16 protein-coding genes and 1 pseudogene are annotated in these 15,008 nt (G+C 36.4%); 2 read left to right on the forward strand and 15 right to left on the reverse strand.

The window, feature by feature from the left end; genetic code table 11:
* Nucleotides 1-216 precede the first annotated feature (216 nt).
* The 8 genes from I6E82_RS06685 to I6E82_RS06720 all read right to left on the reverse strand — a co-directional run bounded on the left by I6E82_RS06685 (nucleotide 217) and on the right by I6E82_RS06720 (nucleotide 6,210).
* Complete coding sequence (locus I6E82_RS06685; RefSeq protein WP_197117236.1) at nucleotides 217-1,755, reverse strand: glucan biosynthesis protein; 1,539 nt, start codon at nucleotides 1,753-1,755, stop codon at nucleotides 217-219.
* A 502-nt stretch (nucleotides 1,756-2,257) separates the two neighbouring features.
* Nucleotides 2,258-2,554, reverse strand: a complete 297-nt coding sequence (locus tag I6E82_RS06690) for a YcxB family protein (protein ID WP_007584346.1) — start codon at nucleotides 2,552-2,554, stop codon at nucleotides 2,258-2,260.
* A gap of 501 nt (nucleotides 2,555-3,055) precedes the next feature.
* Nucleotides 3,056-3,373: a hypothetical protein gene (locus tag I6E82_RS06695; RefSeq protein ID WP_165721719.1), complete on the reverse strand. Its 318-nt coding sequence runs from the start codon at nucleotides 3,371-3,373 to the stop codon at nucleotides 3,056-3,058.
* A 115-nt stretch (nucleotides 3,374-3,488) separates the two neighbouring features.
* A complete protein-coding gene (locus I6E82_RS06700) occupies nucleotides 3,489-3,791 on the reverse strand; it encodes a hypothetical protein (protein WP_165721720.1) in 303 nt (100 codons plus the stop codon).
* Nucleotides 3,792-3,920: 129 nt separating this feature from the next.
* Nucleotides 3,921-4,268 (reverse strand): hypothetical protein, encoded by a 348-nt coding sequence (locus I6E82_RS06705; protein WP_024593237.1) that lies wholly within the window; start codon nucleotides 4,266-4,268, stop codon nucleotides 3,921-3,923.
* 539 nt (nucleotides 4,269-4,807) lie between these two features.
* Nucleotides 4,808-4,984, reverse strand: coding sequence for a hypothetical protein (locus I6E82_RS06710; RefSeq protein ID WP_171972314.1), 177 nt, complete (start codon nucleotides 4,982-4,984; stop codon nucleotides 4,808-4,810).
* 314 nt (nucleotides 4,985-5,298) lie between these two features.
* Nucleotides 5,299-5,733, reverse strand: coding sequence for a hypothetical protein (locus tag I6E82_RS06715; protein WP_197117238.1), 435 nt, complete (start codon nucleotides 5,731-5,733; stop codon nucleotides 5,299-5,301).
* Nucleotides 5,734-5,811: 78 nt separating this feature from the next.
* Nucleotides 5,812-6,210, reverse strand: a complete 399-nt coding sequence (locus tag I6E82_RS06720; protein ID WP_197117240.1) for a hypothetical protein — start codon at nucleotides 6,208-6,210, stop codon at nucleotides 5,812-5,814.
* 214 nt (nucleotides 6,211-6,424) lie between these two features.
* Here I6E82_RS06720 and I6E82_RS06725 point away from each other — a divergent pair.
* Nucleotides 6,425-6,547, forward strand: a pseudogene (locus I6E82_RS06725) (IS110 family transposase); the annotation flags it as partial.
* Between the two features lie 28 nt (nucleotides 6,548-6,575).
* Here the strand turns inward: I6E82_RS06725 and I6E82_RS06730 are convergent.
* The 3 genes from I6E82_RS06730 to I6E82_RS06740 all read right to left on the reverse strand — a co-directional run bounded on the left by I6E82_RS06730 (nucleotide 6,576) and on the right by I6E82_RS06740 (nucleotide 8,756).
* A complete protein-coding gene (locus tag I6E82_RS06730; protein ID WP_008133486.1) occupies nucleotides 6,576-7,118 on the reverse strand; it encodes a hypothetical protein in 543 nt (180 codons plus the stop codon).
* A gap of 536 nt (nucleotides 7,119-7,654) precedes the next feature.
* Nucleotides 7,655-7,906: a Rho-binding antiterminator gene (locus I6E82_RS06735; protein WP_182716230.1), complete on the reverse strand. Its 252-nt coding sequence runs from the start codon at nucleotides 7,904-7,906 to the stop codon at nucleotides 7,655-7,657.
* Between the two features lie 10 nt (nucleotides 7,907-7,916).
* On the reverse strand, nucleotides 7,917-8,756 hold the full coding sequence (locus tag I6E82_RS06740) for a DUF417 family protein (protein ID WP_182716231.1): 840 nt from the start codon (nucleotides 8,754-8,756) through the stop codon (nucleotides 7,917-7,919).
* Nucleotides 8,757-9,041: 285 nt separating this feature from the next.
* Here I6E82_RS06740 and I6E82_RS06745 point away from each other — a divergent pair, with 285 nt between their 5' ends.
* Nucleotides 9,042-10,508, forward strand: a complete 1,467-nt coding sequence (locus tag I6E82_RS06745; protein WP_197117242.1) for a DASS family sodium-coupled anion symporter — start codon at nucleotides 9,042-9,044, stop codon at nucleotides 10,506-10,508.
* A gap of 221 nt (nucleotides 10,509-10,729) precedes the next feature.
* On the opposite strand, the gene I6E82_RS06750 is transcribed toward I6E82_RS06745, so the two are convergent.
* The 4 genes from I6E82_RS06750 to I6E82_RS06765 form a co-directional block, all read right to left on the reverse strand.
* Nucleotides 10,730-11,365, reverse strand: coding sequence for a trimeric intracellular cation channel family protein (locus I6E82_RS06750; RefSeq protein WP_004334621.1), 636 nt, complete (start codon nucleotides 11,363-11,365; stop codon nucleotides 10,730-10,732).
* Between the two features lie 764 nt (nucleotides 11,366-12,129).
* The gene (locus I6E82_RS06755; RefSeq protein ID WP_197117243.1) at nucleotides 12,130-12,726 is read right to left on the reverse strand and encodes an RDD family protein; all 597 of its coding nucleotides are present in this window, start codon (nucleotides 12,724-12,726) and stop codon (nucleotides 12,130-12,132) included.
* Nucleotides 12,727-12,863: 137 nt separating this feature from the next.
* Nucleotides 12,864-13,598, reverse strand: a complete 735-nt coding sequence (locus I6E82_RS06760; protein ID WP_197117244.1) for a DUF5020 family protein — start codon at nucleotides 13,596-13,598, stop codon at nucleotides 12,864-12,866.
* Nucleotides 13,599-13,628: 30 nt separating this feature from the next.
* Nucleotides 13,629-15,005, reverse strand: coding sequence for a uracil-xanthine permease family protein (locus I6E82_RS06765; protein WP_024591975.1), 1,377 nt, complete (start codon nucleotides 15,003-15,005; stop codon nucleotides 13,629-13,631).
* Nucleotides 15,006-15,008 lie beyond the last annotated feature (3 nt).

Below are 15,008 nucleotides of genomic sequence, written 5' to 3' on the forward strand. Positions count from 1 at the left end.
TAACAAGCTGCAGGTTAACTCGTTTTTTATTTTTATTGATAAACAAACCATAGCCGAGTTCATATTTTGATTCAATCGATTATTGTATTTTACGTGGGATATAAAAGAGAGTTTTAATGGTGTTTTGATTGGCGTTTTAAAAGACATTATGGTGGCTATAATTACCTAGCAAATCAAAATATAGCCACCCGTTTTACTTTAATGCTTATTTAAAGCTTATTTAATCGTTACCTTTGCATCACTTACCCATGTTTCAGTTATAGCTTCATCATTTTTATCAACTAAATACGCGCGTATGTTCACCGGATTGTTGTTAGCTTGTTTGTAGTCAAACGCTAATCGCCATTGGTTTGTACCAACTACCGGATAAACTCCAATAGGTTCTAGTATTTCACCGTTGCTGGCTTCAACTATCGGCTTTATACCACTTTTGTTATCTAAGCCTTTAAATACTGGACCTTCAAAATCAATCACCATTTTGTTAACGCCTTCAGGAATTGGCTGGCCGGGAATTCCGCCTAAGCCTTGGCGAGTATTTACAACGCTTGCAAGGTTTTTTGATTTTGGATCGAGTGGACGCCACTCAATATCATAAGAAAAGGTAAACTCATCACCTTTGCGCGCCTCTTTTTCGGGCACCCAATAGGCCACAATGTTGTCAAACGTTTCATCTTTTGTAGGAATTTCGATTAACTGTACTGCGCCTTTGCCCCAATCGTCAGTAGGTTTAATCCACGCTGATGAACGCTTATTGTAAAATACGCCGTCGTCTTGGTAGTTATTAAAGTCACGATCTCTTTGGATTAAACCAAACCCTTTTGGGTTCTCATCAATAAAGCTATTGGTCGACACCGACTGAGGATTATTTAATGGGCGCCAAACGTATTGACCCGATCCTGTGTGAATAGCTAAGCCATCGCTATCGTGAATTTCAGGGCGCCAGTCTTTAGCTTCTGTTTTATCTTTTTGTGAGTACCAATACATACTAGTTAGCGGTGCTACACCTAAGCGTTCAACATCGGCGCGCATATACAAATTTGCCGTTACAGAGGTAATATGGCCTTTAGCTTCTTTGTTATCTTTGCTTAAACCAAATCGATAAGCACCAGTGATAGAAGGCCCTTCAAGCAATGCCCAAACAGACACACTTTCACCTTTTTTCTCTGCGGGGCCAATCCAAAATGCAGAAAAGCGCGGGAATTCTTCTGGCTGATTCATACCCGTATTAATTGCAATACCTCGGGCTGACAGTCCATATTGCCCCTCTGGCCCGTCGGTACGAAAATAAGACGCACCTAAAAAAGATATCCAATCTGGTTTCATATCTGGGCGCATTATTCTAAAGCCTGCAAATCCAAACCCTTCTGGGAGATCGTGAGCAGGGCTGTCATCAGGCATATTAAAAACGTCATTACTAAAAGGTACATTTTGAACCTGATTTTTATCGTCTCTGATGTAAATACTTACTGGCTCTGGAAAATATCGGCCAGGGTAAAATAATTGTACGGGCGCCTTTTTTCCACTTGGATATAAGGTTTCATCTTCTTTAAAGCGTATTTTCCAGTGTTCGTCATAGGTAATTTTATCGATTAACTCCGGCGCTGGCACCTTAGTTGGCGTATAGGGCTTTTCGGCTGAGGCTTTTGCCAGCGCTTTTAAGTCTTCGAATGAAAACTGCGTTTTATCTACTGCTTCTGTCGCGTAAGACGACATCGAAGTGCTAAAAATAATTGCGATAAATAACTTTAATTTCATAAAAAGAATGTCCAATAAATTGAGTCAAATAAAAATGGGAACGCTGCACGAACGTATGTTTAACTTAAAGTTCTGTATGGATATTACGTGACGTAATATGAACTAGCGTTTACTAAGGTATTGTTATTTGACTACAGGACCTCCCATAATTAATTTGTTTTTACGGGAATTAATTTTAAGGGCGATTGCGCGCGTTTAATGATATCGCTGAAGTGAAAATAAACGGAAATAGCGCAGTTTATTGGACGAAGCCGTCAAGAGGTATGGATATATTTAGATTTTAGTTGCCCACTATTCCAAGGCAAATACTTGTAGAGTGGCTGGTTTTTCTATTCGTTGTAGTTACATAGTTGATTTGGGCTAAAGCGTATTATAAGCAGTAAAAAGTGAAGGGTAAGCCTATATAGAACTGTGGTATTTAAATTGATAAGGATTACATTTAAGTGTTGAAAAACAAAGAGGCTCACCACTTTTAAAATTTGCAATTAATAGCTAAATTTGACTAGTCGTCCACCTCAGGGCGTGTTGTTACGTGTTTGTTCATCGTAGCTAAAAGATCTTCTTTACATTTATCAGGTTTCAACGACTCAGGGTTGAAAATTATGGCAAGTACTTTATCAACATATACATAGATTGAACCATTAACTTCTTCGATATGCTCTACAACATCCCAGTCATAAAAGTTATAACCATATTGGTGGATTTCTTTTATACCATCAGCGCTTATTTCAAACTCTTTAGGACCAATCATTATTCCATTTTCATTTGGTGTAAAACATTGTGCAATTTTCACTTCCATAAATTTACTGAGAGCGACGTAAATAAAAAATAAAATGGATAATGTGAAAACAGAAAAGAACAACTTATTTTCTATTCCGCCAGACTGAAACTGAAAGAAGGACATAAAACTAAAAGTTAGCACCAACCAAAGACACACATTTTTAAGCATGGGTATCCATGTATAGGATTTCAACACCTTAGATGCTGTGTGAGCGTAAAAAGCGTCATAGTCGGCTTTAGATGTTTTAATTTTAAGATTCAAAAGATTCTCCATAATCTGAGATACGTATAATTAGCCTGTAGATTAACTCGTTTTTTATTTTTTATTGATAAACAAACCATAGCTGAGTTCCTATCAACTTAAAATCAATTTACCCATGCATTTATTGACCGTAATATTCCGCTTTTTATTTTAAAGAGAATCAGGCTTAATAAAGCCAAGTTGTTTACCATTCTATAATTGATAATTTCCGTAACGGTTAGAATAAGGTCACCCTAACTGCCCTTCATCATTAGTCATTCAAAACGCCTTTAACTGTATTATTTTTTTAAGACGTTTTTTAATGACCTTTTGCTCGCAATAAAGCCCGATAAAACCACCAACAGCAATTGAAGCCACAACCAACAACCAATATAAAGAGCTGTTAGATTCCTGAATACCCGAAATATAAAGGTATAAGTTGAACGGGATAATAAAAAATAAGCTACCTAGTACTTTAATGAATTCCCTAAAAAGCTCTGTATCAGACTTTGCTTTGTCGATATGAGAGTTAATAGTTTCATTTGATATCTCATTTAGCTCTGGGTATGTTTTTTGTAACCAATTTAAATAATTCAATTATGCATCCTTGTATTTTTATATCTAGTACTGCCTTAAATAGGCAAAATATATTTGCTAAAGTAAGCGACATAGCAGTAAAAACCAGATTTTTTTTGTTCTGCTTTACGACTTGTTATACGTTTTTACTACTCACTATTAGATTACAAGCTATCACCACATCAGATCGGTAATACTCTACAATTTCAGCTAACTCTTTATCTGATTTAACTAAGAACTCAGCGGAACATCTTTCTCTAACATGAATTAAAGGTAAATGATCTGTATCAGATGAAATTACACCAAATACATGAAACTCAGTATTCCAGCATTGACCATACTTTTTATTTCCAATTTGACAAAGATTCATAACTATATTTAAGTAATCATCATCGCTTTCAAGTAATTTGGTAGCAAGTCTAATTGCATCATCAAACATTTTATTTACACCGAGCTTTAGAAGCGTATAACGAGGCTGTAGAATAGCTCTAACAGCCAAATAATAGTAAGTTAAAATAGAGACGCAGAAAAATGTTATTTGTCCTAGTTTATTACTTGTTATAAACCATTAACTACCAAATTCTCGGCTAACAATTGCTGCGGGGACGATATCTTCTGGTAGATCACTAGAAGCCTTTTGAGCAAAGTCACCAGCCATACCAAATACTTTGTCAACTGGATCGACTTTCACTCCGTTTTCGACAGCTAACTCCAGAAGTTTCTTGCCGATATCGTTACAAGAACTAACCCAGTTTTTTGGTAATTTCCCCACAGTGATTTTAGGCTGACAAACTAGTTTAAAAGTTTCTTTACCTTCTTGTGTTTGAATTGAAACATCAACGAACCCACTTTTATATGGGTTAGCGAATACACTAGAACTAACCAGAATTATTGCTCCGACAAATATTTTTTTCATGACACTTCCTTATGGTTTATAACGGGCCTATAGATTGGCTCGTTTTTTATTTGTTTTTATTGATAAACAAACCATAGCTGAGTTCCTATTTTGGTTCAATCTTTTACTGTATTTTACTGTATTTTACTGTATTTTACTGTATTTTACGTGGAATATAAAAAGAGTTTGGTGTTGTTTTAATTGACGTTTTGGAAGGAATTACTGGAAAATTTGGTGTGGGTGTTTTTTTACTCTGATGGGCAAAATATATTTGTTAAAATAAGTGATGCAGCAGAAAAAACCTAGCAGTTGAGGATCATCATAACGTTGGTAATATTCCACTTTTATTTTAAAGGAAGTTAGGCTCAATGAAGCCGAGTTATTTACCATTTTTTAATAAAAATTGTTGTCGTCTATCGGGCTACCAATTACTACTTTCATCTTGTCAATACAGCTCAGACTTTTGCGTGATGCACTTTCATGGATGTAACCTAACTCACTGCTATAATTGATAATTAACGTAAAATTTTGAATGGGTGTCATCCTAACTTTGTGCCACCTCACGTAGAAATTTTTAATAAAAACAAACCTAACCCGCCGAATAAAGTTAAAAATACCACCAACATTATAATCAGCGTTTTGGATTCACCTAATGATTGCATTAATCCCATTTCAGTCGGTAATACTTGCTCAAGCAGACTTGGCTGTTTAATTTTGTTTTTTTGACCTCTATCCATAATACACATTCCATATAGAATTAATACTGCTAACGAGCCTGTAAATTAACTCGTTTTTTATTTGTTTTTATTGATAAACAAACCATAGCTGAGTTCCTATTTTGGTTCAATCTTTTACTGTATTTCACGTGGAATATAAAAAGAGTTAGCTGTTGTTTTAATTGGTGTTTTGGAAGGTATTACGGGAAAGTTTAGTGTGGTTGGCTTTTTACTCTTTCTTTCATTGTAGCTCAGCTTTTTGCGTGATTCATTTTTATAAAACTCACTTAACCCGCTGCTTTAATTTATTATTTATGTAAAAGCTAGAATGAATCTCATCCTAACTCTTTAGCTTTTTTTAACTCTATTTTTGAAACGTAAAATACAATACCAGCAACAAGGCCTACTATAGAAAATAAAAACAATTGTAAAAAGCTATATCCATAACCTATTAACGTAATTGAACCATTTTCGACCAATACCTTACCATTAATAATTGAGCTATCTAAACCTGAAGGGAAAACAAAAAAGAAAGAAACTAAGCAAGTAGATACAACTGAAGATTTGAGCACTGTATTTAGCGAATAACCACAGCTTTTAGTGATAAATTTATAAATGGGAAATGCTGTTACTAGAACCAAAATTAGAACAACTATTAACGTCCAAATAAATATACCAAAAGGAATAATAGTAAATTTCATTTCAATTGCCATTGGCGCTAAAAATGCAACAACTAAAGAGGCTAAAATAAAGCTAAATATTGTTCTCAACTCGAAACCTTCTTAGAAAGCTAACGCCTGCCATAACCGATTTGTGGCGCTCTTGCACAAATCCGGTTAATGGTTTTGTTATGTAACGTCACCGTCAAGTCCAAATTTTTTCCTGTTCAAAACTAGCGCTGCCAGCACAGTTACTCCTAACACTGTACCAACAGGGAACATGAAGAGTAACAATGTTGAATATATTATTAGTGCCCAAAAAAGCCACTCAGTTCGATAGTTTAAGCCCACAACGGAAAATGTTAAAAAGCAAAGCGCAACTAAAAATAAGATGACCCCTGTTACTGTAGACAAAGCTGTTGATGACATTTCTTCTTGTGATATTTTAGGTTCATTATTTCCAAACAGCGTTATCTCTTGAAATGAAGAGGACATAATTAAATACGAATCAACAATTCCCCAAAGTGGTGCCCAGAAAAGCAATAATCCCAAAACTGCGACGTATTTCCCTATAGTTTCCTTGTTCATCATCTCTCCTCACGTAGTTACATAACGAGCCTGTAGATTAACTCGTTTTTTATTTGTTTTTATTGATAAATAAACCATAGCTGAGTTCCTATTTTGGTTCAATCTATTACTGTATTTTTACGCAGAATATAAAAGAGTTAGCTGTTGTTTTAATTGGCGTTTTGGAAGGTATTACTGGAAATTTAGTATGGTTGTCTTTTTTACTCTTTCTTTTCATCGGCTAGTCGCGGCAGGAAAACCTAAAAAAGTGGCTATTATTGCCTGTATAAGAAAGCTTATAGTGATCATAAATTGTATGGTGAAGAATGGTGTCATGTGGGTTCCTAAAATGGTTTGAAATTAGAAATTGACACCATCGTCACTTGTTATGATAATTTTTCCATAAGCAATAAAAACTGATCAGATAACTCTCTTCGTGAAATACTTTCCGAAGCAGAGATGCTCCAGCTCGTCCCAAGTACAGTATCTATAACAGGGTATGCATATGTATACCCATCCGGATTTTTCCTAGCTGGTTCAAACTTTGCTAGAGGAACACGCAACCGTTCAAATTTATGCTTAAGTATCCGAATTTCTTCTTTAAATGGTACTAAATCAACATCATCTCCACTATCCGAAAACTGAGACAAGGTTCTTATAATCTCATATGCACCTAGTACCCATAGATAAGATTGAGCTAAATGAGGGCCTAAATCCCCCATAAAAGCAGATGGTTTTCCATTAACAATATTTTTATCTTCCACAACTAACTGTGCATCAATTAATGCGATACCTTGATATGGAACTATCATAAGTTTATGAATACGATCTAATGTGTTTTGGCACTTTATCCATTTGTTTTTTCTGACTAAATCCGTACTTTTCTGAATGTCTAGAAGCTGTTTAAGCTCATTATTACTAAGATCCATAATTTACTCCGCAATTATCATAACAGCTTATTGACAACACTCTGGGGGTTATAACACCCAAAATGGCGTATATTACATTGTTTAATAATTCCACTAAATAACTTTAATGTAAACAAGTGATTAGGCATGTTATAAAAAGGTCTTTGTTATTTTTCACCAAAACGATTTTTAATGATGTTATCGGACTATATTAAAATAGCTATTTATATAAACAGTTGGTTCTGTCAGTTAGCTTTATTTATGTAGTTACCTTTACAACCATAAGTAACATACGTACGAATACCAAACGCTACACAAAAGCTTATTGAGGCTTACTTATACTGGTTTAGCATTGCTATACGCTTTAATAGTTGGCGTTTAGCCTTATCTGGTGGAAAAACTCGATTATAAAACAGAGGAAAAAGTAATAGGAAGATTTTGGCTTTATGTATTTAGCGCGTAATTAGCTAAAGCATTGGTTAGATAAGCGAGCCATAAACATATTGATTGATACAGGCTCGCTGAGGTGTTTATAATAAAACGAATGAGTCAGGTGTTTACTTTACATCAAAGTTCACGTGGTCAAAGTATGGATTTTTCTCACGCGCTTTAAGTATACTAATTGTAGTGAGCACAATGAGTTGCAGCTCGCTATTTACGTTAACAACTATGCATTCGTCTCTATTAGCATTGCGTTTTGTGTCAGTTGCTATCCCGCATACACCATCGCCATTTTTTAATATAAGCTCAATGCTTAAATGGTGCATACAGGCAATTTCGATGTAATCGTATTGGTTGCAACTGATCATAACGTCCTCTTTATTTAGTCGGTTTAAATAGCATTAAAAAAGCAATAACAACAAGGTTGGCTATATACCAAAGATCTTTAATTACAAACTGCCCTAGGCGCTCCAATAAAGTGGAAGAACTAAATGCACCGGTTGCGGTAATTAAGAATGTTTGGGTCATCATAAATACGCTTAAACACGCTAAGCCACTTACAATAATTAGCTTTTTATTCTTTAAAAATAGCCCTAAGCCCAATAACACAGCAAATAATACATCAAACCCGCCAATCACGTTAGATGTACCTTGTACGCTAAATACCGTGTATAACCACGACATAAACGGTGAGGTTTCTACTAAACTTACAATGCCTTTTGCTTCAAACTCGTAAAACTTCATGCCGCCGATCCACAGTAAAACCATAGCAACCGGTATAAAGTTTAAAAGTACGTGTTGTTTGTCGGTAAGTTTGTCTTTATAAAATAAAAACAAATATAAAGGCACTACAGCAAAGTATTTAATTATACCCTGCCCGCTACCAATGATTGGAAAGCCGCCTAGTTGCGCCATCCAACGGTTGCTGGCAAATAAGGTAAGTAATGCAACTAAACTTATAATTGCTGCAAGTAAAAGTGCTGGCGTAGGTTTCATTAGTTTAAAACGAGCGAGCACGGTGGCAAACGCTAAAGCAATCATAAATGAGCCACTAATTAAACCTAACGCAGATACAGACATTAGCGAATCAACGCCGTAAAAACTAAACGTAGCCGTTAACGTATTAGGGTTTGCTCCTAACGCAAACGACAAGCCAAGTAACAAAAAGCTACTCGCTAATAAAAAAGTAATCACGTTGTTGGTTAGTTTTAAGTTCATTGTATTTCCAAGTATTCGTTAAGACTTACAAAGACCTTACTAGTCGATAAAACAATTCAAGCTAACTCTTAAAAATATAAGAGTTGATTAAGCACAACGTAAGCTCTCATAGGGTAATGTGATCAATCACTTTAGTTTATGATTTATTACCTCTTTATTAATAAAATCAAATAAGTCTAATATTCATATGATGTGCGTCATCTTTTTTATTATTAAATGAAGTAGAATAACGTCGCCTTTTCAATAAACAGAATGCATGTATTTCTAAAACTTAGGGACATTTTAATGAAAGGTACTGATATTCGAATTACCTCTGGACTGATTTCTATAGCCATTGTTTTATTACTTTGGTTTGCTGTACCGCCTCCGCAAGGTGTTACCGAAAACGCATGGCATTTGCTCGCTTTATTTATTGGTACTGTAGTTGCCATTATTGGTAAAGCAATGCCTATCGGCGCCATTGCTATTTTAGCTATAACCTCTGTTGCGTTAACTGGCGTAACTAATGACAGTCCATCTGGTGCTATTAAAGATGCATTAAGTGGTTTTTCTAACTCATTAATTTGGCTGATTGGTATTGCTATTATTATATCTCGGGGGTTAGCTAAAACCGGTTTGGGAAATCGTATTGGCTATAATTTTATTTCTTTTTTTGGTAAAAAAACTATTGGTATTGGCTATGCCCTCGCGCTGTCTGAACTTGTTATAGCGCCTGTGACGCCAAGTAATACCGCGCGAGGCGGCGCTATTATTCACCCAATTATGAAGTCGATAGCAACAAGCTTTGGCTCGTCTCCTGAGGAAGGCACATCTCGTAAAATTGGGCACTACCTTGCTTTAGTTAGCTACCATATAAACCCTATTACATCAGCTATGTTTATTACCGCCACGGCTCCTAACCCTCTAATTGTAAAGCTTATTGCAGATGCTACTGGTGCAAATATTAGTATTACTTGGGGTACGTGGGCGCTGGCAGCGCTTGTTCCTGGTTTGCTATGTATTGCCCTTGTGCCTTTGGTTGTTTATGCCATTTACCCACCTGAAGTGAAAAGTACACCCGATGCTAAAACCTACGCAGAATCTAAATTAACTGAAATGGGCCCAATGAGTTACGGCGAAAAAATAATGGTGGGTGTTTTTGCTATGCTGCTTATTTTATGGGCCGGCGTGCCTGCAATGATTTTAGGGGCTGACTACGCAGTTAACACAACCGCAGTGGCCTTTTTAGGTTTATCGGTTTTATTAGTGACTGGTGTATTAAGTTGGGACGATGTACTTAAAGAAAAGTCTGCGTGGGATACCGTTGTTTGGTTTTCAGCATTAGTAATGATGGCCACTTTTTTAAATAAACTAGGTTTGGTAACGTGGTTTTCAACACTTGTTGAGAGCAATATTGCGCAACTGGGTTTTGACTGGATTGTATCGGCTATTATATTGGTAGCTGTGTATTTTTATGCTCATTACTTCTTTGCCAGTACTACAGCACATATTACTGCTATGTTTGCCGCATTTTACGCCGCAGGTTTAGCGCTTGGCGCTCCACCTTTATTTTTAGGTTTACTGTTAGCTGGCGCTTCATCACTCATGATGTCGTTAACACATTACGCAACTGGCACATCTCCCATAGTGTTTGGCTCAGGCTATGTATCATTAAAAGATTGGTGGGTAATGGGCCTTATAATGAGTATTATTAATTTAAGTGTATGGGGAATTATCGGCGGGCTTTGGTGGAAAGCACTTGGGTATTGGTAGTGCTGTGTATAGGTAGTAATGTCTTTGTTAGCTTAACCAGCATGTTTAACTCTATGCGCTTGTTTTAGTCGTACCTAATTAAAAGCGTTATAGCCCTAAAAATATAAACTTTAGGGCTATAATAAGGAAGCATTAAAGCTTTAGAAATGACTCGTAATTACCATTATTGATAAAGATAATTACGAGTACTACATGCAAACGCGGGCTACTCGTAGCTAAAATTAGTCGCTTTGATCTCTGAAGTCTTTTTTTCTGAAAATAGTTAAATGCCAACCCCAATGCAAAGAGCCTAATCTTAAAAAGATAGTCGTGAAAAATGATCCTAAAATACACCAAATGTAATCTACATTAAGGCTAAATAAAGCGGCATAAACTGCACCACCCGCTAAACACGCAGAGGCGTAAGGTTCGCTGCGCATAACCGTTGGCACCTCACGGCAAATTACATCACGTATTAAACCACCAAATATGCCTGTAGTAATACCCATGGTAATCGCGACCACCATGCCGGAGCCATTAATGAGTGCTTTCTCTATCCCCATAATATTAAATAGCGCCATACCAACAGCGTCTACCAATAAAAAGTAGTAGTTATTAACGCGCGGTAAGTATCGAATAAATGCAATTGTTGCTATAACGGCCCCGTAGGTCGAATATAAATACTCTGGAGTGGCAATCCAAAATACCGGTTTGTTTAAAAGTATATCTCTGAGGGTTCCGCCCCCTAGTGCTGTAACGGTTGCAACCACTACTACGCCAAAACCACTAATGTTTTTTTCATACCCAAGCAATGCCCCTGCAACAGCAAAAAATGCGACACCGAGTAACCCTAGTACCATAAAGTATTCAGCAGTCATGGTAATTCCTTTTTAAAATTTATAAGGAGTTGTATCAACTTACGTGCCAAAAAAACGAGTGAATACAAATAAATTTATAATTTAAGCAATTGAAATTTATAAACTTATTATATGTATTAAAAAACATTAGCTATGTGATATTTAGAGAAGGCTTAACAAGAGTAATTATTTTAATTATGGGTAGTTTTTACACGTTAAAGTACAGAGGGATTTTGTTACAAAGTTGCAGTCGAGCACTTTTAAATCTTAAGCAAAAATTAAATGAGCAATAAAGCTATTACCAATATCACAAAAATAATAGGCAATATTGTATGTTGCCAGTTTTGCTCTTTATTTTGATTATAGAGTGTTTGCATTGAGCTTTTATCATTGTTAGTAAAACTATGCTGGCACTGCTTACAGTTTTGGGCTTTTATGCTCACCCAAGTACCACATTTAATACATGCGTAACGCCTTGACAGTTTATCAAACTCGTTTGTTTTTATAAACATTCTCATGTATCACCTCATTGATTTTCGCTGCGGTAAGAAAACCAATGAATAATATATATGTTGAGTAACAAATTAAAGAAGCCGCTAGTGCTAAAATTAGCTGTGTGTTGTTTTTCATAATCATCCTTGGTTACTAGTCAAAAAACAATCGGTAAGGTTTTTTTAATTATATTACCAATTTAGTGAAATACGCCATTTTGTAACTTTTGCTAATCAAACTTAAATCCGGGTCATTTTTTTGCCTAGGCAAAGCTGCCATAATTAATATCCTGATTAATCTACATAACTCACTTTTGTTCCCGCTAAATGATCATGTAAACATCGTTTATCTTTTCCAAATATAAATAATGGATTAACAAAACCAGCTATAAACTGACCTACCGAAGGGACTAGTGATAATAGTTGCATAGAAAGCATGCGTTTAAAGTAAATTGTAGTAAAGCTTGCTTGTGTACCGTCTAAATTTTCAATACGGATAGACATTAAAGATTTACCAATTGTTTGTCCGCGTTGGTACATAAGGTAACCATGAAGCACTAACGTGCTTAATATGCCATAACCTAGCAAACCTGCAGATAAAGTAAGTGTTGGTTGGCTTAAACTACCAAACCCTACGAGCATGAATACAGGTACAAAACAAACAACACCTAAAACGCCATCAACAATAGCAGCTACTAGCCTATCTGAGCGCGTTGCTTTTTCTCCTGCTACTTTTGATACAATATTTTCAGATGGGCTCTGTGCTTCTCGCGTTTTAATTAAGTCGTCTATTTCTTTTGCTCGTTCTGGGTAGGCTTCGCGATCTATAGCTCTCGCTGATGAGTAAAGCTCATCTAAAGTGTAGGTAGAAAAATCTATTTCAGAGTCCATGAAAAAAATCCATATAGCGTTATTAAAAAGTAATCTAACACAATTAATTTAAGCTATTCAATTATTTAAGATTATCAAATAAAAAAGCTACTAAAAAGTAGCCTTTAATTATTAATTAAATACCATTCAATTTGCTGTTAAAAATGCCATTTAACTAGCAAGTTTGGATTATGTTCGGTTTGACCATCTACACCAAATTTATTTTTCCAATAAACATACTCAATACCAACATCAAGACGAGTGGTATCGAAGCCGAGCATAGGTGCAATATTGTATTTAATCTGTGAGGTAAAGTTAAAGCCGCCTTCACTTTTACCAAACATTGTGTCGGTGCTATCTACAATATCTAAAAAGCCATCGTATCTAAAGTTACCTTTGTTATAGCCCCACGTGACTGTTATTTGGTTATTATCTTCACGTTGAATGCCTATATCATCTTGAAAACGACGATAATAAGCCACATTAAAATATTGAAAGCCAGGTACATCAAGTGATACACCGCCCCCTAATAAATAGTTATTTTGATCCGTATCTCCCGAGCCATACTCTGTTTGTAGGCCTAAAAACACCTCTTTAACAAAGCTGTTTTGTGGCTTGTAAAGGGTTGGGTTTATGTTTAGCTCCCCATACACTTCATCGGGATTACTTAGTCTATCCATAAAAAAGAACGTACTACCCCAAGTATGTCCCGACGCATGTTCTATAGTAACAACACTTCTATCGTCTTCCTCCCCTGAAAATGGCTCTAGGTAGTCGGCCCCTTTCATTGCGGTAATACTAAAATCAGACCAAAGCTCTTTAGCCGAAACACCTGTTGAGCACATTGTAATTGCAGTTATAAGTGCTAGTTTTTTTATTGTTTTAGTGTTCATTTTAATTCCTTTATTTTTATGAATCTTAGTTTAGTTAAGATGATCCGTACTTGCTGAGTAATTTTCTGGTAGTACCAACGTCATTATTATTGCGGTGATACCCGACACCGTCACTGCGCTACCGAATATGGCAGTAACCAACTTAGGTGCGTTTGTAAACAACTCTGGTACAAAACTAACACCTAGCCCTAGTCCCAAACTCACCGCAATAATAAGTAAGCTTCTGCGATTTATTTTTTCGCTGGCTAGTATTTTGACCCCTGCGGCTGCTACGGTGCCAAACATTACAAGCGTTGCACCGCCCAAAACGGGTTTAGGTATATTTTGTAATACAGCGCCAATCACAGGAAACAAACCAAGGATGATTAAAATACCGCCGATCCACAGGCCTATGTACCTGCTGGCAACACCTGTTAGCTGAATAACCCCGTTGTTTTGACTAAAAGTAGTATTTGGAAAAGTGTTAAATAAGGCCGCAATCATCGAGTTAACGCCATCACCTAGAATACCACCGCGTATGCGTGCTAAGTAAGTAGGCCCTCTAACAGGTAACTTAGAAACAGCACAATTGGCAGTAATATCGCCTGTCGATTCAATTGCAGTAATAAGGTATAAAAAGCCAAAGGCTATAAGCGCACCAAAATCTACACTAAAACCGTACTTAAACGGTATTGGCATGGCGATTAAATCAAACTCGCCGACTTCAAATTTGGCTATTCCTAATATAACGGCCAGTATCCAACCTACTATCATGGCTACAACCACGGCAGTTAGCCTTACCCATTGATTTTTACTTGCATTAAGCAGCACCACTAGAGCAACAACCGAAAAACCAACAATTAGGTTACTTGGTGAGGCAAACTCGTCAGGCTTATTAGTTAATAGCCACTGGCCGCCGCCTATGTCGGTCATACCCACTTTTATAAGGTAGACGCCTATAGTGGTAATAACCACGCCGGTAACAACAGGCTTAATTACTTTGCCGAGTTTTTCTATAAAAAAACTAATAAATATCTCTACAAAGGCCGCTAAAAAACACACAGCAAAAATAGTAGCGAGTACTTCATCGTTATTGCCACCCGTAGCTTTAACAGTAAAGCCTGTGGCCAAAATAGTGCCTAAAAAAGCAAAACTGGTGCCTTGCACACATATAAGTCCGGAACCAACAGGCCCTACTCTGCGCGCTTGTATAAACGTACCAACACCCGATACAAACAACGCCATACTAATTAAATATGGTATTTCAGCAGCTAGGCCAAGCACCCCACCAATAATAAGTGTGGGTGTAATAATGCCTACAAAGCTTGCGAGTACGTGCTGTAGTGCAGCAAAAAATGATTCAGTTAGCCCTGGTTTATCATCTACCGCGTAAATTATGTCTTCTGAAATAGCTTCTTGGTTTGACATGGT

It is taken from the genome of Pseudoalteromonas sp. NZS11 (assembly GCF_015864765.1).
Lineage (GTDB): Bacteria > Pseudomonadota > Gammaproteobacteria > Enterobacterales > Alteromonadaceae > Pseudoalteromonas > Pseudoalteromonas arctica.